The 25,386-nt window shown below is 39.5% G+C and carries 21 protein-coding genes, 1 rRNA gene and 1 other annotated feature (1 of these 23 only partly in view); of the genes, 19 read left to right on the top strand and 3 right to left on the bottom strand.

Annotation, left to right across the window (positions count from 1 at the left end; genetic code table 11):
* Positions 1–13 precede the first annotated feature (13 nt).
* The 18 genes from mnmG to guaB all read left to right on the top strand — a co-directional run bounded on the left by mnmG (position 14) and on the right by guaB (position 19,798).
* Positions 14–1,912, top strand: a complete 1,899-nt coding sequence (gene mnmG, locus IGK72_RS13300; protein ID WP_002355988.1) for a tRNA uridine-5-carboxymethylaminomethyl(34) synthesis enzyme MnmG — start codon at positions 14–16, stop codon at positions 1,910–1,912.
* A 171-nt stretch (positions 1,913–2,083) separates the two neighbouring features.
* Positions 2,084–2,884 carry an SDR family oxidoreductase gene (locus IGK72_RS13295; protein ID WP_002376273.1) on the top strand — a complete coding sequence of 267 codons (801 nt, stop codon included), beginning with the start codon at positions 2,084–2,086 and terminating at the stop codon, positions 2,882–2,884.
* Between the two features lie 15 nt (positions 2,885–2,899).
* Entirely contained in the window at positions 2,900–4,762 is a 1,863-nt protein-coding gene (locus IGK72_RS13290) for a BglG family transcription antiterminator (protein WP_002364610.1), read from the top strand.
* On the top strand, positions 4,759–5,244 hold the full coding sequence (locus tag IGK72_RS13285) for a transcriptional regulator GutM (protein ID WP_002355985.1): 486 nt from the start codon (positions 4,759–4,761) through the stop codon (positions 5,242–5,244). The genes IGK72_RS13290 and IGK72_RS13285 overlap by 4 nt, the downstream gene beginning before the upstream one ends.
* A complete protein-coding gene (srlA, locus tag IGK72_RS13280; RefSeq protein ID WP_002355983.1) occupies positions 5,244–5,798 on the top strand; it encodes a PTS glucitol/sorbitol transporter subunit IIC in 555 nt (184 codons plus the stop codon). Before IGK72_RS13285 ends, srlA begins: the two co-directional genes overlap by 1 nt.
* Before the next feature lie 16 nt (positions 5,799–5,814).
* On the top strand, positions 5,815–6,810 hold the full coding sequence (gene srlE / locus IGK72_RS13275; RefSeq protein ID WP_002379286.1) for a PTS glucitol/sorbitol transporter subunit IIB: 996 nt from the start codon (positions 5,815–5,817) through the stop codon (positions 6,808–6,810).
* 24 nt (positions 6,811–6,834) lie between these two features.
* Complete coding sequence (locus IGK72_RS13270; RefSeq protein WP_002355981.1) at positions 6,835–7,191, top strand: PTS glucitol/sorbitol transporter subunit IIA; 357 nt, start codon at positions 6,835–6,837, stop codon at positions 7,189–7,191.
* Positions 7,192–7,218: 27 nt separating this feature from the next.
* Positions 7,219–7,896 (top strand): fructose-6-phosphate aldolase, encoded by a 678-nt coding sequence (locus IGK72_RS13265; protein ID WP_002355980.1) that lies wholly within the window; start codon positions 7,219–7,221, stop codon positions 7,894–7,896.
* A 200-nt stretch (positions 7,897–8,096) separates the two neighbouring features.
* Complete coding sequence (locus tag IGK72_RS13260; protein WP_070415752.1) at positions 8,097–9,869, top strand: oleate hydratase; 1,773 nt, start codon at positions 8,097–8,099, stop codon at positions 9,867–9,869.
* Positions 9,870–10,427: 558 nt separating this feature from the next.
* Positions 10,428–11,414, top strand: coding sequence for a DUF3114 domain-containing protein (locus IGK72_RS13255; RefSeq protein ID WP_002387420.1), 987 nt, complete (start codon positions 10,428–10,430; stop codon positions 11,412–11,414).
* A gap of 247 nt (positions 11,415–11,661) precedes the next feature.
* Positions 11,662–12,378 (top strand): 16S rRNA (guanine(527)-N(7))-methyltransferase RsmG, encoded by a 717-nt coding sequence (rsmG, locus tag IGK72_RS13250; protein WP_002355977.1) that lies wholly within the window; start codon positions 11,662–11,664, stop codon positions 12,376–12,378.
* 15 nt (positions 12,379–12,393) lie between these two features.
* Positions 12,394–13,155 (top strand): ParA family protein, encoded by a 762-nt coding sequence (locus IGK72_RS13245; RefSeq protein ID WP_002355976.1) that lies wholly within the window; start codon positions 12,394–12,396, stop codon positions 13,153–13,155.
* Entirely contained in the window at positions 13,148–14,038 is an 891-nt protein-coding gene (locus IGK72_RS13240) for a ParB/RepB/Spo0J family partition protein (protein ID WP_002355975.1), read from the top strand. The genes IGK72_RS13245 and IGK72_RS13240 overlap by 8 nt, the downstream gene beginning before the upstream one ends.
* Before the next feature lie 117 nt (positions 14,039–14,155).
* The gene (locus tag IGK72_RS13235; RefSeq protein WP_002355974.1) at positions 14,156–14,341 is read left to right on the top strand and encodes a DUF951 domain-containing protein; all 186 of its coding nucleotides are present in this window, start codon (positions 14,156–14,158) and stop codon (positions 14,339–14,341) included.
* 56 nt (positions 14,342–14,397) lie between these two features.
* Complete coding sequence (gene ychF / locus IGK72_RS13230; RefSeq protein ID WP_002355971.1) at positions 14,398–15,513, top strand: redox-regulated ATPase YchF; 1,116 nt, start codon at positions 14,398–14,400, stop codon at positions 15,511–15,513.
* A 108-nt stretch (positions 15,514–15,621) separates the two neighbouring features.
* Positions 15,622–16,311: a DUF1129 domain-containing protein gene (locus tag IGK72_RS13225; protein ID WP_002363563.1), complete on the top strand. Its 690-nt coding sequence runs from the start codon at positions 15,622–15,624 to the stop codon at positions 16,309–16,311.
* A gap of 165 nt (positions 16,312–16,476) precedes the next feature.
* Entirely contained in the window at positions 16,477–18,159 is a 1,683-nt protein-coding gene (locus tag IGK72_RS13220; protein WP_016635255.1) for a 6-pyruvoyl-tetrahydropterin synthase-related protein, read from the top strand.
* A 157-nt stretch (positions 18,160–18,316) separates the two neighbouring features.
* Positions 18,317–19,798 (top strand): IMP dehydrogenase, encoded by a 1,482-nt coding sequence (guaB, locus tag IGK72_RS13215; RefSeq protein WP_002355966.1) that lies wholly within the window; start codon positions 18,317–18,319, stop codon positions 19,796–19,798.
* Between the two features lie 168 nt (positions 19,799–19,966).
* On the opposite strand, the gene serS is transcribed toward guaB, so the two are convergent.
* From serS to IGK72_RS13200, 3 genes are all read right to left on the bottom strand, one after another.
* Positions 19,967–21,238, bottom strand: a complete 1,272-nt coding sequence (serS, locus tag IGK72_RS13210; protein WP_002355965.1) for a serine--tRNA ligase — start codon at positions 21,236–21,238, stop codon at positions 19,967–19,969.
* Between the two features lie 87 nt (positions 21,239–21,325).
* Positions 21,326–21,532, bottom strand: a binding site (T-box leader).
* A gap of 40 nt (positions 21,533–21,572) precedes the next feature.
* Positions 21,573–22,754: a sensor histidine kinase gene (locus IGK72_RS13205; RefSeq protein WP_002363566.1), complete on the bottom strand. Its 1,182-nt coding sequence runs from the start codon at positions 22,752–22,754 to the stop codon at positions 21,573–21,575.
* Positions 22,744–23,433 carry a response regulator transcription factor gene (locus tag IGK72_RS13200; RefSeq protein WP_002355963.1) on the bottom strand — a complete coding sequence of 230 codons (690 nt, stop codon included), beginning with the start codon at positions 23,431–23,433 and terminating at the stop codon, positions 22,744–22,746. Before IGK72_RS13200 ends, IGK72_RS13205 begins: the two co-directional genes overlap by 11 nt.
* A 666-nt stretch (positions 23,434–24,099) precedes the next feature.
* On the opposite strand from IGK72_RS13200, the gene IGK72_RS13195 reads away from it, so the two are divergent.
* Positions 24,100–25,386: ribosomal RNA gene (locus IGK72_RS13195) — 16S ribosomal RNA — on the top strand (it continues 274 nt past the right edge of the window).

The following is a 25,386-nucleotide window of genomic DNA, read 5'->3' as shown; positions in this document are numbered from 1 at the left end:
AGAGGAATTTTTTATGAATCAATATCAAGCAGAATCATATGATGTTATTGTCGTCGGTGCTGGACATGCTGGCTCTGAAGCAGCCTTAGCAGCCGCACGAATGGGCGTTAAAACGTTACTTTTAACGATTAATTTAGATATGGTTGCTTTTATGCCATGTAACCCTTCTGTTGGTGGACCTGCCAAAGGAGTCGTTGTCCGAGAAATCGATGCATTAGGCGGCGAAATGGGTAAAAACATTGATAAAACCTACATCCAAATGCGGATGCTAAATACTGGTAAAGGTCCAGCAGTGCGTGCGTTGCGCGCGCAAGCTGACAAACATGCCTATGCGACAGAAATGAAACATACCATTGAAAAAGAAGAAAATTTAACCCTTCGTCAAGGGATTGTTGAAGAATTAATCGTGGAAGATGGCGTTTGTCGTGGTGTTGTAACTTCAACAGGTGCCGCATACCGTAGTCAAGCAGTGGTGATTACTGCCGGTACTGCCTTGCGTGGCGAAATTATTATTGGTGAATTAAAATATTCATCAGGACCAAACAATTCGCAACCTTCCGTTGGTTTAGCCAATCATTTAAAAGAATTAGGTTTAGAAATCGATCGCTTTAAAACAGGAACGCCGCCACGAGTAAAATCAAGTACGATTGATTATTCTGTGACAGAGGAACAACCAGGCGATAAAGAACCCAACCACTTTAGTTACAGCACGCCAGATAGTGCCTACAATCAAAACCAAGAACCTTGTTGGTTAACTTATACGAATGAAACAACACATGAAATTATTCAAAAAAATCTACACCGCGCCCCAATGTTTACTGGGATTGTTGAAGGTGTGGGCGCTCGGTATTGTCCATCCATCGAGGACAAAATTGTTCGTTTTGCAGACAAACCAAGACACCAATTGTTCTTGGAACCAGAAGGGTTGAATACCGAAGAAGTTTACGTCCAAGGCTTATCTACTTCTTTACCAGAAGATGTCCAAACAGAAATGCTTCATTCTATTGAAGGATTAGAAAAAGTAGAAATGATGCGTACAGGTTACGCCATTGAATACGATGTGGTAGTCCCTCACCAATTACGCCCAACATTAGAAACAAAGGTCATTGAGAATCTTTATACAGCAGGTCAAACGAACGGAACTAGTGGCTACGAAGAAGCTGCTGGTCAAGGCTTGATGGCAGGAATTAATGCTGCATTGAAAATTCAAGGCAAAGAGCCTCTTGTTTTAAAACGTAGTGATGGCTATATTGGCGTCATGATTGACGATTTAGTTACAAAAGGCACTAACGAACCTTATCGCTTATTAACGTCACGTGCGGAGTATCGTTTGATTTTAAGACATGACAATGCGGACTTACGTTTAACAGAAATGGGTCATGAAATTGGCTTAGTCAAAGAAGAACAATATGCCGCCTATCTAGTCAAAAAAGCGGCTGTTGAAGCGGAAATTGCCCGCTTAGGCAAACATCGGATTAAACCAACCAAAGAAGTGCAAGCATTTTTGGAAACCAAAGGCGCTGCTGGCTTAAAAGACGGTATTTTAGCTAGAGATTTTCTGAAACGCCCAGAAATCAGTTATCAAGAAGTCGCTCAATTTATTCCCGCACCTGAAGAGGCGCTTGATCCAAAAGTGATTGAACAAGTAGAAATTCAAATCAAGTACGAAGGCTACATTAAAAAAGCCATGGAAAAAGTTGAGAAACTAAAACGCATGGAAGCAAAACGCATTCCAGAAAACATTGATTACCAAGCGATTAACGGCTTGGCGACAGAAGCAAAACAAAAACTACAAAAAATCCAACCAGAAACGATTGCCCAAGCAAGCCGTATCAGCGGTGTGAACCCCGCTGACATTAGCATTTTGATGGTCTACATCGAACAAGGAAAAATCGCGAAAGTGCAAGGATAATAAAAATTTGAAGCAGTTGCTTCTTCACGGATGATTGATTGTGAAGAAGCAACTGCTTTTTTGTTTTGAATTAGTCTACTTTTTTTTCTAAACTGCAAAAAAAGACTGTCTTAAATAATTTCACAAACTGACCTATACTGAAAGCGCAAACAAATGATAGGAGTGGAACAAATGACAGATTGGTTAGGAATTAAAGGAAAAGTAGTGATTGTTACAGGAGGCTCATCTGGTATTGGTCGCAGCATTGTTGAAAGCTTGTTAGCAGAAGAGGTCTATGTCGCTAATTTTGATATTTCAGCATCAGAAACGCAACATGAGCATTTACTCTTTGTGAAAGTCGATGTAACTTCTCGAGCAGAAGTAGAAGCGGGTGTCGCTCAAGTGGTGGAAAAATTTGGAACCGTAGATGGCCTAGTAAATAACGCCGGAATCAATATTCCTCGTCTATTGGTGGATAAAAATCATCCTCATGGGCCTTATGAATTATCGGATGAGGTATTCGACAAAATTGTAGCCATCAATCAAAAAGGGCTCTACCTAATGAGCCAAGCAGTGGGCCGGATTCTTGTACAAAAACAAGCAGGTGTCATTATTAATATGTCTTCAGAAGCTGGATTAGAAGGCTCCGAAGGGCAAAGCGCCTACGCTGCAACGAAAGCAGCGGTCAGCAGTTATACACGTTCATGGGCTAAAGAGTTAGGAAAATCAAACGTCCGTGTCGTGGGGATTGCGCCAGGTATTATGGAAGAAACGGGCTTGCGCACTTTAGCATACGAAGAAGCATTGGCTTATACACGAAATATTTCTGTTGAGCAATTGCGAGCAGGTTATTCAAAAACAAGTACGATTCCATTAGGTCGTAGCGGAAAACTCCATGAAGTCGCTGACTTAGTATGCTATTATTTATCAGACCGTTCAAGCTATATTACAGGCATCACCACAAACGTAGCTGGAGGTAAAACAAGAGGATAGAGGTGGGAAAACTAAATGACGCTAGTAAATAGATGGTACCAAGTAATAAAATTACTAGTTGATCACAAAGGAATGAGCTTACAGGAATTGCAAGAGAAATTAGCCGCAAGTCCTCAAACAGTTCGTAAAAACATTGATACATTGAATGATGAATTAATCGGTATCGCCCAAATTATTCAGAAGGAAAATCTCTTTCAGTTAGAAATCAATAACTTTGAAGGTTTTGAAGAGGTTTTGTCTGGACGGCTAAAAAGGGAATCTGATTTTAATTCTTCAAGCAAGCGTGTTTCCTACATTATCAAACGATTAATAGAAGAAGATCAATTTATTTCAACTTATGATTTATCCGAAGAACTCGCCGTTAGTCGCGGCACAGTTAATAAAGACATTAAGCGCATGAAAGAGCTGATTGCTCCTTGGCAGGTTGCGGTTGTAGGCACGCCAAACCGTGGCATTCATTTAGAAGGAAAAGAGTTTGATTTACGCTTACTTCATGTGAATTACGTCCAAGAATATTTTGAAGAACAGTTTCTTCATGAAACTACCAAACAAATGATACAAAAAATAATCAAAGAAACAAGACTAGCGAAACAAGATAGTTTTCTTTTACGAAGAGTGGTTTCAATTGTTTTGCAGCGTGTTTTAGCTGGAAAACTCATTACGGAACTACCACCAGAATATGTTGATTATGTTCGTCATAACGAGCAGATTGAAGAACTGATGTATCACTTGGAAATAACCTATAATGTAACGTTAAGCCAATGGGAACGTTCCTTTATCAGCTTTCCTTTTAACATCAACACAAACCATATTCGTAATTCTTTATTGGCTGATGAAGGACTCTTAGCTGACTATTTTCAAAAAATGATGAAAAAAATTCATCATTCAGTTGTTGTTGAATTTGATGAGGACTTCTTGTTTTCAGAAATGAAAGATCATTTAAGAAACGTGATGAATCGACTCGTTTTTCATGTGGAGTGTCACGATTTATTTTACGGAGAAATTGAACGACAATATCCTTTGGCCTATGAATTAGCCAAGATTGGCTTGCAAGAATTGGGCCGTTTGTTAAATCGTTGTGTGCCGACGGTTGAATTTGGGTATCTCGCTTTGTATTTTGAACTAGCATTGAGAGGGAACTATGAAGCGGGAGCCAAAAAAGAAATCGCTGTAATCTGCAGTACAGGTCATGGAACGGCCTTGATTATTCAGCGGCAATTGGAAAAAGTTTTGGGTCCAGACGTCCAGATTGCCCATTTTTCTGAAGAAGAGGCAGAGAGAAGAGAATTGAATCAATATTTTGCTATTTTTACAACCATTCCCTTAAAAAATATTCGACCACAAACACCGATGATCCATTTAACTAATTTATTTAACGATACTTGGCTCAGAAATGAGTGGCAGAGAGCAAAAGAAATTCGTTCCGTGGAATCTCAAAATATTCATATGACCTATCAATTATTAGAGAATACTCAAGGTTACCGAGCGAATATCCAGAAAATGGTTGCTGATTTAGAAGCAGAAAAATTAGTAGATCCCCAATTTATCGAACGAATTTTTACTAGAGAAGATCAACAAACAACTATTTTTGAATCGGGGATTGCCTTTCCCCATACAATTAATCAAGCCTTACCAACGATTATTTTATCGATTGGGGTTTTTGAAGAATCACTGGTTACACCAGAAGGTAAAGTTGATGTTATTTTGCTGTTGGGTATTCCAGAAGAGCTGACGGCCACTGTTGAAGCAGAGTTACTACAACTATATGACCGCTTGTTTACAATCGCAGGAGACGAACGTTTACGTAATGAGTTACGGAAGCAACGAGATGTTTTAGCGGTTAAAGAGTGGATGCAAAGGAAGGGGATTATCATATGAGTTTTATCTACGTATTCGGGGCGCTTTTTTTAACAGCTTACTTCGTTCAGATAGCTATGGGAATGAAACAGATTAAACACTTTAATCAAAACTACCAAGAATTGCGACAATTAGGGAAAGTCGCGATTGGTCGACGTGCAGGGAAGTTAAAAGCAGGCACGATTATCTTGTTTGCTGTGGATTCGCAAGGGAAAATCTTAGCCGCTAGAAAGATGCAAGGTGTCACCGTTCTAGCTAAATTTCATCCCTTACCTCAGTACGTGAACGAGGATATTCATTATATGGATCATTACCATCCACTCGTACAAAAGGAAAATAAATTAACCCAACAAGCGATGGAAAATGCACGAGAAATTTACTTACGTGTTGAGCTTGGCAATTATCAAGAAACACAACCATTAACGCCGCTTAATGGAGCCAAAATTCAATGGCAATTATGGAAAAATAAAGTACAAACAAAATTGAAAGGAAGTGTCGAGTAATGTCTTATATTACAAAATTTGCGGAAGGATTTATGCACCTTTTCCAAACAGGAGCAGAAACATTTATTTCTTGGATGACAGGCATCGTACCTGTTGTTTTGATGTTAATGGTAGCTATGAATACTTTAATTGCTTTTCTAGGAGAAGAAAGAGTAACCAAAGTAGCCAAACTTTCTGCCAAAAATCCTGTTACGCGGTATTTAGTGCTGCCTTTTTTATCCGCTTTTATGTTAGGCAATCCAATGTCCTTTACGATGGCACGATTTTTACCAGAATACTATAAACCTAGCTATTATGCTGCACAAGCGCAATTTTGTCATACCAGTAATGGGGTTTTCCCTCATATTAATCCTGGTGAATTGTTCGTTTGGTTAGGGATTGCGCAAGGGATTGATACGTTAGGACTAAATTCGATGGACCTAGCGATTCGCTATATGTTTGTAGGGATATTAATGAATTTTATTGGCGGTTGGGTTACCGATTTCACTACCGCCTATGTTTGCAAACAACAAGGAATTACCCTTAGTAAAACAGTAGAGATTGCTGTGGATTAGAAAGGAGCAAGGTGAGATGACGTACAATAGTATTAAGGTAGTTAAAGGAAATGGCGGTTATGGTGGGCCCTTAGTGATTACACCGACAGAAGAAAAACATAAATTTATTTACATTACAGGTGGCGGCGAGAAACCCGCAATCGTTGATAAAATCGTAGAATTGACAGGAATGGAAGCGGTCAATGGTTTTAAGACATCGATTCCAGATGATGAAATCGCATTAGCCATTATTGATTGTGGAGGCACTCTTCGTTGCGGAATTTATCCTAAAAAAGGAATTCCTACTATTAACGTTGTTCCAACTGGCAAAAGTGGTCCCTTAGCACAATACATTAATGAGACAATTTATGTTTCCGCTGTAGGCCCGAAACAGATTACATTGACATCAGAAGAAGCTTCTGCTGATACAGAAAAGCCCACCTCGAAAAAAACAGAATTTAAATATGATACAAGTAAAAAAATTACTGAACAAAAAGCGGAACAACAAAGTTTTGTTGCAAAAATTGGTATGGGTGCAGGAAAAGTTGTAGCGACATTCAACCAATCAGCCCGTGAAGGCGTACAAACGATGATCAACACAGTGATTCCGTTTATGGCATTTGTTTCTTTATTAATTGGTGTGATTCAAGGTTCAGGAATTGGTGAATTTTTTGCCAATATCATGGCGCCATTGGCAGGAAACATTGTGGGGTTAACAATTATTGGTTTTATTTGTTCTCTGCCGTTTCTTTCTCCTTTATTAGGTCCTGGAGCAGTAATCAGCCAAGTAATTGGTACGTTAATTGGTGTGGAAATTGGGAAAGGCAACATTCCGCCACAACTAGCCTTACCAGCATTGTTTGCTATTAATACACAAAACGCGTGCGACTTTATTCCCGTGGGTTTAGGCTTGGAAGAAGCTGAAGCTGAAACCGTTGAAGTCGGGGTCCCTTCTGTTTTATATTCTCGTTTCTTAAATGGTGCCCCTCGAGTACTAGTTGCTTGGTTAGCAAGTTTTGGATTGTATAGTTAAAAAATTTTTTTTGGAGGATGGGAAATGTCAGTATTTACAACAAAGGTTCAGTCTATTGGACCAGAAGCCGAATTATTTAAAGAAGAAAAAATGGTCATCTTATTTGGAAAAGATGCACCAGATGCTTTAGCAGATTATTGTTATAACATTGAGGTTCAGCCAGTCACAGAAGCGATTACGGACAAGCAAACGTTAGTGATTGATGAACAAACTTACCAGATTACCGCTGTAGGCGAGGTAGTATTAACTAATTTAGACACATTGGGTCACATTACTATTAAATTTGATGGCGCAACAACACCTGAATTACCAGGTACATTATACGTTGAAGAAAAAGCTATTCCTGAAATAACTGTTGGTACAACAATCACTATTCTATAATTATCGTTTAAGGGAGGAACGTAAAAGATGGAATTTATGCTAGATACAATTAATCTTGAGGCTATTCGAAAGTATCAGAAAATTTTACCACTGGCAGGCGTAACGTCTAATCCCAGTATTGTTAAACAAGCAGGAAAAATTGACTTCTTTGCGCAGATGAAAGAAATCAAAAAAACGATTGGACAAGCGAGTTTGCACGTCCAAGTGGTCGGTCAAACGACAGAAGAGATGCTAGAAGATGCCCAAACCATTGTACAACAATTAGGCCAAGAAACATTCATTAAAATCCCAGTCAATGAAGCAGGCTTGGCAGCCATCAAACAACTAAAGCAGGCAAATTATCGGATAACAGCAACCGCTATTTATACAGAATTTCAAGGTTATCTAGCGATTGCGGCAGGTGCAGATTATTTAGCGCCATATTATAATAGGATGGAGAATTTAACAATTGATTCTCAAAAGGTTATTGAGCATTTAGCTGCAGAAATTAAACGGACGAACGCAAAGAGTAAGATCTTAGCTGCTAGTTTTAAAAACGTGGCACAAATTAATCAAGCCTGTCAAATGGGGGCGCAAGCGGTCACTATCGCACCAGAACTCGTGACACAAGGCTTGGCAATGCCCGCCATTCAAAAAGCAGTAACTGATTTTCAGGAAGATTGGGTTGCTGTTTTTGGAGTAGAAACGGTAAACGAATTAGCATAAAAAGAACGAGAAGAAAAAGCGGCCATTTTTCTTCTCGTTCTTTTTTTGTTTCACATGAAACATCTACGATTATTCACTTGCTTAAAAATTAGACAATTTTCTTTATTTGTCAAAGAATTTCTTAAAAAAAAGGGTTATCTTTTGGGTATTTTTTTTGGTAGCAGTATGATGAGGGTATCAAATGATAGGAGGAAACGAGAATGAGATACACAAATGGAAATTATGAAGCATTTGCTCGACCAAGAAAACCAAAAGGTGTAGATGACAAGAGTGCCTATATCGTTGGTGGTGGCCTAGCAGGTTTAGCAACGGCTGTTTTCTTAATTCGTGACGGTCAAATGAAGGGCGAAAATATTCACATTTTTGAAGAACTCACGCTGTCTGGCGGTTCTTTAGATGGTAAATTTATTCCCCATGATGGCTTTGTCACTCGCGGCGGACGCGAAATGGAAAACCATTTCGAGTGTTTGTGGGATCTATTTCGTTCGGTACCATCATTAGAAGTAGAAGATGCCTCTGTCCTAGATGAGTTTTACCGGTTAGATTTAGATGATCCGAATTCTTCAAATTGCCGCATTATTCATAACCGTGGCGAACGTGTCCCCGATGATGGACAATTTACTTTATCCAAAAAAGCACAAAAAGAAATCGTTGATTTATTTATGACTTCTGAAGATCAATTAATTGGCAAAAAAATTGAAGATGTTTTCGGCGAAGAATTTTTTGAATCCAACTTTTGGATCTATTGGTGTTCAATGTTTGCTTTTGAAAAATGGCACTCTGCCATTGAAATGCGCCGTTACATCATGCGCTTTATCCACCACATCAAAGGTTTGCCTGACTTTACAGCCTTGAAGTTTACCAAATACAATCAATACGAATCGTTAGTGAAACCATTATTAAGCTTTTTAACCAATCAAGGGGTAGACTTTCAATATGAAACAACGATCAATGATATCCAAGTCGACATCAAAGGAGCTACTAAAGTTGCTCGGCGATTATTGTTGACACAAGCGGGCAAAACCAAAGAAATTCCTTTAACTGAAAATGATTTAGTCTTCGTAACGAATGGCTCAATTACTGAAAGTTCGACGCAAGGAGATCATCATACACCAGCACCAATTACTCATGAACTAGGGGGAAGTTGGAATCTCTGGAAAAACTTAGCAAAACAATCCCCAGAATTTGGGCACCCAGAAGTTTTCTGTGAAAATTTACCAGATGAAAGTTGGTTTGTCTCAGCAACGATTACGTGGGAAAATTTCGATATTGAACCGTATCTTTCTCGGTTAACACATCGTAAATTACGCACAGGAAAAATTGTCACAGGTGGTATTATTACTATCAAAGACTCTAATTGGATGATGAGTTTCGCTATGCATAGACAACCGCATTTTAAAGAACAAAATGATCGACAATCTATAACTTGGGTATATGGATTGCTTTCTAATAAACCAGGAAATTATATCAAAAAACCAATCGAACAATGTACAGGCCAAGAAATTACGCAAGAGTTACTTTATCATTTAGGGGTCCCGGAAGGGGAAATTGAACGTATTTCAGAAGAATCGGCTACCACTATTCCGGTTTATATGCCGTTTATCACTTCTTACTTTATGTTAAGAGAACCAGGCGATCGACCATTAGTTGTACCAAACGGCTCTAAAAATCTTGCTTTCATTGGGAACTTCGCAGATACTGAACGAGATACGGTGTTTACAACAGAGTATTCTGTACGGACAGCGATGGAAGCTGTTTATCAATTGCTAGAGGTTGAACGCGGAGTACCAGAAGTGTTTGCTTCTGCATACGACTTGCGCGTCTTAGCAAACTCTGTTTATTATTTATCTGACAAGAAAAAATTAACAGAAATGGATATGCCGTTCGTGGAACGCAAAATGGTTGAACACTTTGTGAAGAAATTTGAGGATACGTATATTGGTGATATTTTAAGAGAAAATCATTTAATTTAGTTGAAAGAGGTCGGGATAGAAGTGTTTAACTCCGAGAAATAAGAAGGAATTTCCGAAAATTGTTCTATAATTTTTGGAGAATTTCGGCTTATTTCCGAAGGAGTTGCTTCTGTTCCCGCCGTTTATCAGTTTTTGAGCGTGGAGCAAAAATCCAAAGTGATTTTTGTCCCATGCTCTTTTTTGTTGGATTATCAACCGTTGAATAAATATTCATTATTGTGTATATTCCTTTTGTGATTTTATGGATATTAAATATATAATATGTTGAATGGGAGTAGCCAGTGGGCAACTTCGCAAAAAAATCTTAATTTCTGAAGAGACTTTTTCAAAATTTTGTTGAAAAGAAGGCGCATTTTTACCATAGTTTCTTCACATTTAACGGCTATTATTTAAACATACCCGATAAACAAAACCCTAACAAAACACTTTTTCATTTTTTAACTCCTCCGCCCGCCCTTCCCCAAAGGGCGGGTTGTTTTTTTGCGTTAAAGCAGTTGGCATTTTGTGGGGAAAGGATTATCATTATAGAAGAAGTATATAAGAAAAGGCGGCGAGAAGATGGGACGTTGGCAAGAATTACAACAAGCAATGAGTGCTGGTGTAGAGGCGGCGATTGACGCTGGCTGGGACCGCCAAGCTGTTTATGGATTAGTGGAAAGCGCCATAAAAGACACGCGTTTCTTGCCACTTGAGCAAGCGAAAACAGCAGTCGCGGAACTGTTTTCTGAAGTGGAAGAAGTGGGCTCTTCAGCGTATGAGCGATTATTTCGCTTTTCGGCTTATCGTCCGCAAGAAAAGCTCTCGTTACTGTTATGGCAATTAGGTGCAGTGTTGGATCAGCATGGCATGTTGCAATTAGTAGGACCTTATCGTTTCTCGAAGACGGTTGCACCGCATGCGACGTTTTGGGATTTGTTGGCAAAAACAGTTCAAAAAGCCTATCCGTTAGGTCTTCTTGGGAGCTTTAACCAAGAGAAAGCGAAAAAGATACATCAATTAAGAATGTATATTGATCGTCAAAATATCACGTATATCCGCGATTTTTTTAAACAAGAAGGGGACACCGATGAACAGGCGTTAAAACGCTATGTTTTTGCGGCCAAGCCGCAAGGGATGGGTGGGCGGAAGCTGAAAAAAAGCTCTGCTCGTTTGCACAACAAATACCCTGAGGGGGCATCTTATTCTTTAATTAATAAGAAACGATTGACACCTAATTTTCACAGTGAGTTTATTTTGAATGAAGAAGGGACCTTTGTGACCCAGTGGGATGTGTTAGTTGAAGACTGGCGAGGCAGATTAATTAGTAATCCAGCTTATTATCAAGCGGCCAAAAACAATGAATACCAGGAAAAAGTCTTGAATGGTGAATCGTTTAATTATGCAAATCGGAATAATCGTACCCATGAATTACTAGATAGTTCACCACCAGGGAGATTTGATCATCAATTACGAAAAACAGCCAAAAAAGGTTGGTTAAGTCCCCGTATCCAAGAATACGACTACCGCAGAGAACGACAAATAAAGTGCGATGATTATAGTAAGTAAAACAAGCCAATGTTTCACATGAAACATTGGCTTGTTTTACTCTTAGAGAAAGGCGGTTTTCGTTGCCGCCAATTGAACATTTTGGCCCGTGGCTAGAGACTTTTTACCACATAAAAAGGCGGATTTTTCTTTTATCATTCAGGCAAAAATCTTCCGAAAAGCATTGCAAGAAATTGCTATTTGCGTTAAAGTAGGAAAAGATGATTGTGAAACATTTTTCTGTTTCACAAAAAAGGAAGGAGTCTTTATGCTACCCGAAGAATTTAGACAACTATTAGCCGCAAAAGGCATTGAATTGACAGACCAACAGATGACACAATTTGACCAATATTTCCATTTACTAGTAGAATGGAATGAAAAAATGAATTTAACAGCCATTACAGAAGAAAAAGAAGTTTATTTGAAACATTTCTATGATTCTGTTTCGTTGGCATTCTTTGAAGACTTTGCCAGTGACAAAGCCATTTGTGATGTTGGCGCAGGCGCAGGATTTCCAAGTATTCCTTTGAAAATTGTTTTTCCTTCATTAAATGTCACAATTGTTGACTCTTTAAATAAACGAATTACTTTCCTAACAGAGTTGGTGAATCAACTAGGTTTGGCTAATGTTTCTTTGTATCATGATCGTGCAGAAACATTTGGTCAAAAAGCAGAATTTCGTGGCGCGTTTGATTACGTTACAGCGCGAGCAGTTGCACGATTAAATGTTTTAAGTGAACTGTGTTTACCCTTAGTTAAAAAAGAAGGCTATTTTTTAGCCTTAAAAGCATCGAAAAGTGAAGAAGAAATTAATGAAGCAAAACCTGCAATCGCTACATTAGGCGGTCAATTTCAAAAAGAAGTTGGTTTTACTTTGCCGATTACGGCAGACGAACGCCACATTGTCGTGATTCAAAAGAAAAAAGAAACCCCTAAAAAATATCCCAGAAAACCTGGATTACCAAATAAACAACCGATTAAATAAGATGGAGGCACACACATGACACGAATTATTTCTGTAGCGAACCAAAAAGGCGGCGTTGGTAAAACAACGACCACTGTAAATTTAGGCGCATGTTTAGCAAACTTAGGCAAAAAAGTCTTACTGATCGACATTGATGCACAAGGAAATGCTACCAGTGGCATGGGTGTTCCTAAACCAGATGTCGCACACGATGTGTATGATGTCCTTGTAAATGAAGAACCAATCACTAGCGTGGTTCAACATACCAGCCGTGAAAATTTAGATATTGTCCCTGCAACTATTCAATTAGCAGGCGCTGAAATTGAATTAACTTCAATGATGGCTCGAGAATCGCGCTTGAAATTAGCAATTGATGAAGTAAGAGACATGTATGATTTCGTTTTAATTGATTGCCCGCCTTCTCTAGGGCATTTAACAATCAATGCTTTTACAGCAAGTGATTCGATTCTAATTCCTGTTCAATGTGAATATTACGCATTAGAAGGCTTGAGTCAATTGCTAAATACGATTCGCTTGGTTCAAAAACATTTTAACCCTGAATTGAAAATTGAAGGGGTCTTGTTAACCATGTACGATGCTCGGACCAATTTAGGTGCCGAAGTCGTTGAAGAAGTCCGTAAATATTTCCGTGAAAAAGTCTATGATACGATTATTCCAAGAAATGTCCGTTTATCCGAAGCACCAAGTCATGGTTTACCAATCATTGACTATGATATTCGCTCAAAAGGTGCCGAAGTGTATCAAGCACTAGCAAAGGAAGTGTTGGAGAATGAATAAAGGCAAAGGTTTAGGCAGAGGCATCGATGCCTTGTTTCAAGATATCGCAAAGCTAGAAGATGTCGACGTTAAGAACGAACAAGTGACAGAAATTCTATTAAACGAACTTCGTCCCAATCCTTACCAACCGCGGAAAACATTTGATGAAACCTCTTTACAAGAACTTGCAAACTCGATTCTACATTCCGGTGTGTTTCAACCGATTATTGTTCGTAAATCGGCAGTTAAAGGCTATGAAATTATTGCAGGTGAGCGTCGGTTCCGGGCTTCTAAATTAGCCGGCAAAGAAAAAATTCCCGCAATTATTCGCGAATTTGATGAAGAATCCATGATGCAAGTTGCTGTTTTGGAAAACTTACAAAGGGAAGATTTAAATCCGCTAGAAGAAGCAGAAGCCTATGAAATGCTAATGAAAAATTTAAAATTAACACAAGCGGAAGTCGCAGAACGTTTGGGCAAAAGTCGCCCGTATATTGCCAATTATTTACGGTTGCTAACTTTACCAGATGCGGTCAAAGCAATGGTTCAAAAACAAAGCATGTCAATGGGTCAAGCACGGACGTTATTAGGCTTGAAGAACAAAGAACAGCTATTGCCATTAGCTAATCGTTGTATTAAAGACAATTTAACGGTTCGACAATTAGAACAACTTGTCGCTGAATTAAACGAAACACAAGGCAAAAAGGGCAAAAAAGCGAAAAAAGCCATCAAGGAAAAACCCATTTATATTCGAGAAAGTGAAGACCGCTTAATGGATAAATTTGGGACAACCGTAGCGATTCAAGAAAAAGAAGGCAAAGGAAAAATTGAAATTGAGTACTTGTCCTCTTCGGATTTGGCTAGAATTTTAGATATTTTAGATATTCATTTTGACGAGGAATAAAAAGCAAAGTGAGAAAGTAAGACAGAAAGTCACAAATCCTTTTGCTAGTTTCGGTAAAAAATGGTATTGTAATCATGGTATTTTTATATAAGTAAGAGAAGAAAGAAGGCTTGGAACATGTATGATTTAGGCGATATTGTCGAAATGAAAAAGCCGCATGCTTGCCAAGCAAATCGTTGGCAAATCATTCGCATGGGCGCTGATATCAAAATCAAGTGCACGAATTGCGGGCATATTGTCATGATGCCGCGTCGTGATTTTACTAAAAAATTAAAAAAAGTAATCGAGAAAAAAGCAGACTAATGCTTTGATGCCTCTAATAGAAAAGAGAATAGACTGAGAGAAAGAGTGGAAAACAAATGGCACTAACAGCTGGAATTGTCGGCTTACCAAACGTTGGTAAATCGACCCTATTTAACGCAATTACAAAAGCAGGAGCAGAAGCTGCAAATTATCCCTTTGCAACGATTGATCCGAACGTCGGCATGGTTGAAGTACCAGATGCCCGTTTACAACGCTTGACAGAACTAGTAAAACCGAAAAAAACAGTTCCCACAACGTTTGAATTTACAGACATCGCCGGAATTGTTAAAGGTGCCAGTAAAGGAGAAGGGCTAGGAAATCAGTTTTTAAGTCACATTCGTCAAGTAGATGCAATCTGTCACGTGGTTCGTTGTTTTGATGACGAAAATATCATGCGTGAACAAAATCGGGATGCGGATTTCGTTGATCCTTTAGCAGACATTGATACAATTAATTTAGAGCTAATTTTAGCAGATTTAGATTCAATCAATAAGCGCTATACTCGCGTGGCTAAAATGGCGAAAGCAAAAGATAAAGAAGCGGTGGAAGAATTAGCTGTTTTAGACAAAATTAAACCAGTTTTAGAAGAAGGTTTATCTGCTCGTACGATTGAATTTACGCCAGAAGAAGAGAAAATTGTTAAATCTCTTTTCTTATTAACCACAAAGCCGGTCCTTTATGTAGCAAATGTTTCAGAAGATGAAGTGGCGGATCCAGACAACAACGAGTATGTACAACAAGTTCGTAATTTTGCAACCAGTGAAAATGCGGAAGTAATCGTAGTTAGTGCGCGAGCAGAAGAAGAAATTGCTGAATTGGATTCTGAAGAAGACAAGGCTGAATTTTTAGAAGCAATGGGCATTGAACAATCTGGCTTAGATCAATTGATTCGTGCGGCTTACGATTTGTTAGGCTTAGCTACCTACTTTACAGCTGGTGAACAAGAAGTTCGTGCATGGACGTTCCGTAAGGGAATCAAGGCACCTCAAGCAGCTGGGATTATCCACAGTGACTTTGAACGAGGCTTCATTCGTGCGGAAACAGTTTCTTATGAAGACCTAGATAAATATGGCAATATGCAAGCTGCCAAAGAAGCGGGCCGTGTTCGTTTAGAAGGAAAAGACTACGTCGTTCAAGATGGCGATGTTATGTTGTTCCGTTTTAACGTTTAAAAAAATGTGCCCAACAAGCAATTTGTTTTGGGCTAAGCCCACATATTTAAGGCCATTCAGCCGTTTAGAAAGAGGTTCCCTCTACATGAGGGTGAGGAGGATACAACTATGGAAGCAGAAGCATTACGAGCAATCGTGGCTGAGAATCGTCAATTAGAACAGAATTTGACTAAAAGAAATGAACAATACATTTTTGACTTAAAAAAATCATTAAAAGCGGCTAATTTATCTGAAGAAGAGCTAGCATTGGCTCTACACGGTATTTTACCAGAATTAGTAGCCGGTCAAAAAACAGGCAAAACAGCCCGTCAGTTATTTGGCACTGTTTCAGAACGGACGGAAGCAATTTTAAATAAACCAGCAGAAGTCAAAGAACCAGCGGGCTGGATGATTTGGCTCGACAATACCTTACTATTGCTTGGTTTATTAACAATCATGTTAGCGGCGATGTCTCTATTTTCAAAAGGAACCGCACAACCTCTCGGATTAACCACATATATCTTAGGTGCGATGGCTGGGGGTTATGTTTTCTATCTAATGCACAAATATGTTTACCGTTTTGATCGTCAAGGTGGCGACAAAAGCAAACGTCCTGGTTGGTTAAAAACGACTGCCATTCTATTTGGTGGGATGTTCTTGTGGATTGCAGTTTTCGCTGGTTCAGCGATGCTGCCGCCAGTGATCAATCCCATTTTAGATCCGATGATTGCTTTAGTAATCGGTGCGTTAGCCTTTGTAGCACGCTATTTCTTCAAGAAAAAATACAATATTCAAGGTAGTTTCATGACACGTCAATAAACGGCGCGCGCTCAATTGTGAATGCGCTCGGCTGACGCAGAAACTGCAACAAGCAAAGTCGCTCTCTCAATAGAGCGTTTTAACAGTTAAAGCCTGGGGGATTAGTCGAAAAAACTAGTGTCCCAGGCTTCTGTTTTCAGAAGTTTGTAAAGAAAGGAGCCTCTTATGGGACAACAAGTGAAGTCTTGGTGCCGTCAACACGAGCGGCTACTCATTTTTATTAGTTTTCTCTTATTAAGTGGACTTTCTCTCTATTTTGTCTATTTTCAAGAGAATTTTTTACGAGCAAGTGATTTCCGCTTTCATCAAAATCGGGTGGAAGGCCTCGCATTAGCAATTAAAAACAACGACTGGTTTCCTAAAATCAATTATTTTTTCTTGGGAGGCTATGGCTATGCCTCTAGTTTGTTTTATCCAGATGCGTATCTTTATTTACCTGCGCTTTTGCGTGTTCTGGGGCTTTCCTTTGTCGCTAGTATGGCGATTTTTGTTTTTGCGGTAAACTTGGCAACATTTAGTCTTACTTATTATGCAGGCCGATTAATGGCGCTCTCTAAAAAAAGAAGCTATCTCTTTGCCATTTTGTATGGCTTATCTATTTACCGCATGCAAGACTTGTTTAATCGCCAAGCGTTAGGAGAATTTTTGGCGCTAAGCTTTTTTCCGTTGGTCTTAGCGAGCCTGTTTTTATTACGAAAGGGAACCACGAAATGTTGGCCGTTGTTAACGCTGGCGATGACTGGGATTGGGTTGGCTCACTTTATTTCTATTGAAATGGTTTCTATTTGGATTGGGTTATACATTCTGTTTTATTGGCAGCAGTTTTTTAAAAAGGAGGTCCTGTGGGCATTAGCGAAGGCTGCAGGTTTGACGCTGCTTTGGCTGGCCTTTTATCTTTTACCAGTTGCTGAACAAATGAAAAATCAAGTGTTTAAAGTCACCTCCAATCCACTCACTTATATTTCCGAAAGAAGTTATCCCATTGTTTCTCTTTTCATTAATAGTTTAAAGAGCAGTGTTTTTCACGCGAAAACAGCGAATCTAGGAACCCTTTTGTTTGTAGGGCTTGTTGTAGCAGTGGTTTCGCTTGCCAGCAAAAAAATTCAGAACAAACGGTTTATTGGTTTGACGCTGGTACTCTTATTGATGGTTACCACGCTTTTTCCTTGGCACTGGCTGAACCACACGCCTTTAAATACGATTCAGTTTCCTTGGCGGTTTTTAGGGATTCTTTCTGTAATGCTCGCTTTTTTCATTGCACAAGACGAATGGGGCGTTTTCCGTAAATCTTGGACCGTGGCTTTGTTGGTTTTCCTTGCCATCAGCAATTTGGGCATTTATCAATATCAAAGTATTCAGTCACAACAAGGCCACCTGTTAACAAAAGCTGAGTATGAGCAACCAACGCCTTTTTATATCGGTGCGGGCCATGAATATTTGCCAGATGAAATCAATTATCAGGAATTATTGAAACAGAAAAAACGACAACTTGATTATTCGGCAGAACAAGTAACCATTACAAACGTTAGAATGCCTTATGGGAAAATTTCATTTGACTACCAAGTGGTGAATCAATCAGCGAAGGTGACCGTTCCTTTTATTTATTACTTAGGCTATCAAGCCACGATTCAAATGAAAAACCAAACGGGCGCTAAAAAAATGAGCCTAACCAATCAAGGAGGTTTAGCCGCTCTTTCTTTATCTGGTACAGGACATGTCGACATCCGTTACCAAAGAACAAAAGTGCAAAAAATAGGGACAATGATGACCTTGCTTTCTGTCGGTGGTTTTGGATTTAGCCGATTTTTACAACAAAAAAAGAAACACAAGATAAAAGAACAACGATGAAAGTAGGACCTTAATTAGGAAGAGTTGAATAGAGGACAAACCGATTTCGGCATTTTGTCCTTTATTCCTCATTGATTATTTAAACAAATCTAGTTGACTTCCTTAGTATTATCTGTTATTTTCATATATAAAATTAAGTCGAGGAGTGGACAAAAAAATGTCAAATTGGGAAACAAAATTTGCGAAAAAAGGTCTTACATTTGATGATGTGCTATTAATCCCTGCAGAAAGCCATGTCTTACCAAATGATGTAGACATGAGTGTACAATTAGCTAAAAATATCAAGTTAAATATTCCATTGATGAGTGCCAGTATGGATACTGTTACAGATAGTAATATGGCAATTGCGATGGCTCGTCAAGGTGGACTAGGTGTCGTACATAAAAATATGACTGTCGCCCAACAAGCAGACGAAGTACGTAAAGTCAAACGTTCTGAAAGCGGCGTTATCATTGATCCATTCTTTCTAACACCAACAAACTTAGTAGCGGATGCAGAAGAATTAATGAGTCGTTACCGTATTAGCGGTGTGCCAATTGTAGAAACAATGGAAAACCGTAAATTAGTCGGAATTATTACAAACCGTGATATGCGTTTTGTAACGGACTACCAAATCAAAATCGAAGAAGTCATGACAAAAGATCATTTAGTCACTGCGCCAGTTGGCACATCTTTAAAAGATGCAGAAAAAATCTTACAAAAACATAAAATCGAAAAATTACCAATCGTTGATGAAGCAGGTCGCTTAAGTGGCTTAATTACAATTAAAGACATTGAAAAAGTGATTGAATTCCCAAATGCTGCCAAAGACGAACACGGTCGTTTACTTGTGGCGGCAGCAGTCGGTGTCACTAGTGATACGTTCGAACGTGCGGAAGCATTATTAGAAGCAGGTGCCGATGCGATTGTTATCGATACTGCACATGGCCATAGTGCCGGCGTTATTCGCAAAATTAAAGAAATTCGTGAAACGTTCCCTGAAGCAACATTAATTGCTGGTAATGTTGCCACTGCTGAAGCAACCAAAGCATTGTATGATGTCGGCGTGGACGTTGTCAAAGTTGGTATTGGACCTGGTTCAATTTGTACAACACGTGTCGTTGCTGGTGTTGGTGTTCCTCAATTAACAGCGATTTATGATGCTGCTTCTGTAGCTAGAGAATATGGTAAAGCAATTATCGCTGATGGCGGTATTAAATATTCTGGTGATATCGTGAAAGCCTTAGCTGCTGGTGGACATGCTGTAATGCTAGGAAGTATGTTAGCAGGTACAGATGAATCTCCAGGCGAATTTGAAATTTATCAAGGCCGTCGTTTCAAAACTTACCGTGGCATGGGCTCATTGGGTGCAATGGAAAAAGGATCAAGTGATCGTTACTTCCAAGGAAGTGTCAATGAAGCAAACAAATTAGTGCCAGAAGGAATCGAAGGACGTGTCGCCTACAAAGGAAGCGTTTCTGATATTGTCTTCCAATTAATCGGTGGCTTGAAATCAGGGATGGGTTACGTCGGTGCAGCAGACCTGAAAGCGTTGCGTGAAGAAGCACAATTTGTTCAAATGAGTGGTAACGGATTGAAAGAATCACATCCACATGACGTTCAAATCACAAAAGAAGCACCAAACTATTCTGTTCAATAAAATAAAAGCTGATTTTTTTGAAATTTAAAAGAGGCAGACGTCATTTCGACGTCTGCCTCTTTTTCTGTAGAATGAAGGAGTTGCTTCTGTTTCCACCGTTTATCAGGCTCCTTTTTCTGTAGAATAAAAGCCGTTATCTGATATCAGACAACGACCTTCATCTTCCCTTTATTTAATAACTGTTAGGTTACCCATGTAAGGAACTAGGACTTCTGGTACAGTCACAGAGCCATCTTCGTTTTGGTAGTTTTCTAAAATAGCAGCGACTGTCCGTCCCACGGCTAAACCAGAACCATTGAGTGTATGCGCATATTGGACTTTATCATTTTCATCACGGTAACGAATCATCGCACGGCGCGCTTGGAAATCTTCACAGTTTGAGCATGAACTGATTTCACGGTATGTCTCTTGAGCGGGAATCCAAACTTCCAAGTCATAAGTTTTCGCAGCTGAGAAGCCCATGTCACCTGTTGAAAGAGCCATGACACGGTAAGGTAATCCCAGTTTTTGCAGAATTTCTTCGGCATTATTCGTCATTTTTTCTAATTCCTCATAAGAATGCTCTGCATCACTAAATTTAACCATTTCGACTTTATTAAATTGGTGTAAACGAATTAACCCACGTGTGTCACGACCAGCGCTACCAGCTTCAGAACGGAAAGAAGGGCTCAAGGCCGTAAAGTAAATCGGTAAATCCTTGCCATCTAAAATTTCATTGTTGTAGTAATTAGTTAACGGGACTTCTGCCGTTGGGATTAACGTTAAATCTGTATCTTGTAATTGGAAGACATCTTCTTTAAATTTAGGAAATTGGCCAGTTCCGAACATGGCGGTGTCATTAACGATATAAGGCGTAATCATTTCTGTATAGCCATGTTCATAAACATGTAAATCTAACATGAAGTTGTATAACGCACGTTCTAAGCGAGCACCTAAGCCTTTGTAATAAACAAAACGGCTACCAGCTACTTTGGCACCACGTTCAAAATCTAGAATGCCTAAGTTTTCAGCGACTTCCCAGTGTGGTTTTGGTTCAAAAGCAAAAGTTCTTGGTTCACTCCAACGACGTACTTCTACATTTTCTTCTTCACCAGCACCAACAGGCACAGAATCATCTGGCAAGTTCGGTAAAGTAGTTGTGATCCCACGTAGCTCTTCGTCAATAGCATTAATTTCTGCATCTAACGCTTTAATATTACCGCCGACTTCTTTCATTTCCGCGATTTTGGCCGTTGCATCTTCTTTGTTCCGTTTTAATTGAGCAATTTCAGCAGACACATCGTTCCGGTATTTTTTCATTTCTTCGACTTTGACTAATAAATCACGGCGACTTTCATCTAAACGCAGAAATTCCACTAAGATTTCTTCTTTCACACCACGGGTTTGTAGCTTTGCTTTTACTTCGTCAAAATTTTGACGCATCATTTTTACATCTAACATATTTTTTCCTCCTTAAAATTAGTACATAATCAATAATAACTGTTGTAGAAAACAACAAAAAAGCCATCTCACCCCAAAAATAAATATTCTTGGGACGAAATGACTGGAAATCTCGCGGTACCACCCAAGTTCAGTAATGTTACTGCCCTTGATTTGCAGATAACGGCTGCAGACCGTTCCAACTTATTTCGCTGGACACCTGGAAGAGACGGACTTCTTTATAGATGAATGTTTGCTCGCACCCCCGCAAACTCTCTGGAATTCAGTGCCATAAATACTTTTTCTCTTAGTTTTCTCTTTTCTATAGAATACCGAAAAAGTTCAGGGATGTCAATTAACTCTCTGATTTCTTGTTGGTACGCTGTAAGGGTAGATGAATAATAAAGGAGGTCCACTTTTGATCAGACTTCGCATAAATATATCCACCATGTAAAGCGACAATACTTTGTGCAATAGCCAGACCTAAACCAGTACCACCCGTTTCTTGTGATCGGGATTCTTCGACACGATAGAAGCGGTCAAACAACTGATCTAAAGAATGTTTAGGAATAGCTGGTCCATCATTGCGAACAGCGATAATTGCTTCGGTGCCGACTTTGTCTACTTCCATTACAATATGATGGCCGCCTTTGCCATATTTCAAAGCGTTTGAAAGAAGGTTGTTAAAGACTCGGACTAGTTTTTCCGTATCGCCTTCCATCATTAAAGAAGCTGGATTGGCTTTTACTTGGATTTGCATATTAATCTTTTTCGCTTCCAATTCAAAATCGGCAGCAAGCTGTTCAATTAATTGTGCCATATCAAAAGTCGTCGTATGAATCGGTACACTTGGTTGACGGACTTTTGTATATTCAAAAAGATCATCAACTAATAATTTCATTTGTTTCGCTTTGACGTAAGCGGTATGCGTATATTTCAGTAAATCTTCTTGGCTATGAAATTGACGATCTTCAATCAATCCCAGATAACCAATAATAGAAGTTAACGGTGTCCGAATATCATGACTGACATTCGTAATTAATTCATCTTTTGATTTTTCAATTCGCCGTTCATCTTCAATGGCTGCGACAGTACTATCCACCAGACCGTTAATACTCGTCACGACTTTTGCTAAATCACCACTTAATTCAAACGGAATGCGGTGATTGTAATTACCATCAGCGATGTAATGTAACTCACTGATAATATGACGCAATTGCATTTGATGGTAGCGACGAATTAAGCGCCAATAGAGAACAGCTGCATCTACTAAAAAGAAAATGGGTAAGACAAATTTATTCCAGCTCCAAAACAAATCAGTATTTAATTCTTTAGCGACCGCATCCTTAGTGGCCCAGATGACACCAGCTAAGGGCGAGTTTTCACTAAGTAGTTGTCCTAAAAGGAACATAATTGAGACATTTAATAGTAGTAATAAAACAATTGTCACAATTGCTTCTGCTAATAACTCGCTGATTTCTTTAGAAGTTAAGGTAATTCGTTTTTGTTTTTCAATCTTTTTAGGTTTAACGAGCATCGATCTTATATCCAACTCCCCACACTGTTTGAATGACTTTTTCTCCACCAGTTGCTTCTTCAATTTTATCTCTTAAATGACTGACGTGAACCATCACGGTTTTAGCAGAAACAATACTTTCTTGTTGCCACACACGCTCAAAAATTTCATCCGCACTAAACACACGATTTGGATGACTAGCTAATAGATAGAGGATACCAAACTCAAGAGCGGTTAATTGAATTTCTTTTCCTTCTATTGTTTTGACTTCGTGAGAGTCCTTATTAATCATTAATGGGCCGACTTCTAATTCATCGGGTTCTTCTTTGGTTAATTGCATTTGGCTTCTACGTAAAATAGACTTCACCCGAGCCATTACTTCTAAAGGATTAAAAGGCTTGGTGACATAATCGTCTGCACCAGCAACTAAGCCTTTGATTTTATCCATATCGGTTGTTTTTGCTGTTAACATAATAATTGGAATTTGCGATTCTTTTCGAAGTTCTTTCACTACTTCCATTCCATCCATGATTGGCATCATAATGTCCAAGATTAATAAATCGATATCTGGTGTTGTGTGCAATTTGGATAATGCTTCTTTTCCATCATAAGCTTTCACGACTTCGTATCCTTCATTATGAATATAAATACTCAATAGTTCTACAATTTCTTTATCATCATCTGCAACTAAAATTTTCATAAGCGTTCATTTCCTCCATATATAAAAAATCTCTTTTCCATATTTTAACAAATAATTGCTAAAAAGGACAAAATCCTTGATATATTACGATAAATTTAGAAGATTTTGCTAAAAGTTAATAAACTATAGCCAAAAAAGGATGAAAGAGGGTAAAAAGCGAACGAAAATACCTATACCAATCATAATAATCGGTATTGAAAAAAAGTTTAAAAAAAGTGAAAATAATGATTGACCAATGCTTGAAATCTTGGTATATTATTACATGTCGCAAGGCGAGTCACACAGCTGAGCGATTCAGAAATCAATAATTAAATAACAATTCTTGATTTCAAATCTCTCGAAAAAAGTTTGAAAAAACAACAAAAAAGTTGTTGACAAATAACAAGCGAGATGATAAGATATAGAAGTTGTCACAACAGACAACAACAACCGAGCAAAACAACTTAAAAAAACTTTTTTAAAAAAGTTCTTGACATTCAAACGAAAGTTTGTTATGATATAAAAGTTGCTGCGAGGTAACGTAGACCTTTGAAAACTGAACAAAGAATAGACGAACCAAATGTGTAGGGCGTCTTGATTCAATTCAAGACAACAAACATTTTTAACAAGCAAGCAATATGCTAGCAAACAAATTGAGCTTAACAATCGTAAGATTGTTCTAACTTTTATTATGAGAGTTTGATCCTGGCTCAGGACGAACGCTGGCGGCGTGCCTAATACATGCAAGTCGAACGCTTCTTTCCTCCCGAGTGCTTGCACTCAATTGGAAAGAGGAGTGGCGGACGGGTGAGTAACACGTGGGTAACCTACCCATCAGAGGGGGATAACACTTGGAAACAGGTGCTAATACCGCATAACAGTTTATGCCGCATGGCATAAGAGTGAAAGGCGCTTTCGGGTGTCGCTGATGGATGGACCCGCGGTGCATTAGCTAGTTGGTGAGGTAACGGCTCACCAAGGCCACGATGCATAGCCGACCTGAGAGGGTGATCGGCCACACTGGGACTGAGACACGGCCCAGACTCCTACGGGAGGCAGCAGTAGGGAATCTTCGGCAATGGACGAAAGTCTGACCGAGCAACGCCGCGTGAGTGAAGAAGGTTTTCGGATCGTAAAACTCTGTTGTTAGAGAAGAACAAGGACGTTAGTAACTGAACGTCCCCTGACGGTATCTAACCAGAAAGCCACGGCTAACTACGTGCCAGCAGCCGCGGTAATACGTAGGTGGCAAGCGTTGTCCGGATTTATTGGGCGTAAAGCGAGCGCAGGCGGTTTCTTAAGTCTGATGTGAAAGCCCCCGGCTCAACCGGGGAGGGTCATTGGAAACTGGGAGACTTGAGTGCAGAAGAGGAGAGTGGAATTCCATGTGTAGCGGTGAAATGCGTAGATATATGGAGGAACACCAGTGGCGAAGGCGGCTCTCTGGTCTGTAACTGACGCTGAGGCTCGAAAGCGTGGGGAGCAAACAGGATTAGATACCCTGGTAGTCCACGCCGTAAACGATGAGTGCTAAGTGTTGGAGGGTTTCCGCCCTTCAGTGCTGCAGCAAACGCATTAAGCACTCCGCCTGGGGAGTACGACCGCAAGGTTGAAACTCAAAGGAATTGACGGGGGCCCGCACAAGCGGTGGAGCATGTGGTTTAATTCGAAGCAACGCGAAGAACCTTACCAGGTCTTGACATCCTTTGACCACTCTAGAGATAGAGCTTTCCCTTCGGGGACAAAGTGACAGGTGGTGCATGGTTGTCGTCAGCTCGTGTCGTGAGATGTTGGGTTAAGTCCCGCAACGAGCGCAACCCTTATTGTTAGTTGCCATCATTTAGTTGGGCACTCTAGCGAGACTGCCGGTGACAAACCGGAGGAAGGTGGGGATGACGTCAAATCATCATGCCCCTTATGACCTGGGCTACACACGTGCTACAATGGGAAGTACAACGAGTCGCTAGACCGCGA

The sequence above is a fragment of the Enterococcus sp. DIV0183 genome (genome assembly GCF_050541505.1).
Lineage (GTDB): Bacteria > Bacillota > Bacilli > Lactobacillales > Enterococcaceae > Enterococcus > Enterococcus faecalis.
This window is presented reverse-complemented; position numbering and strand designations above follow the sequence as displayed.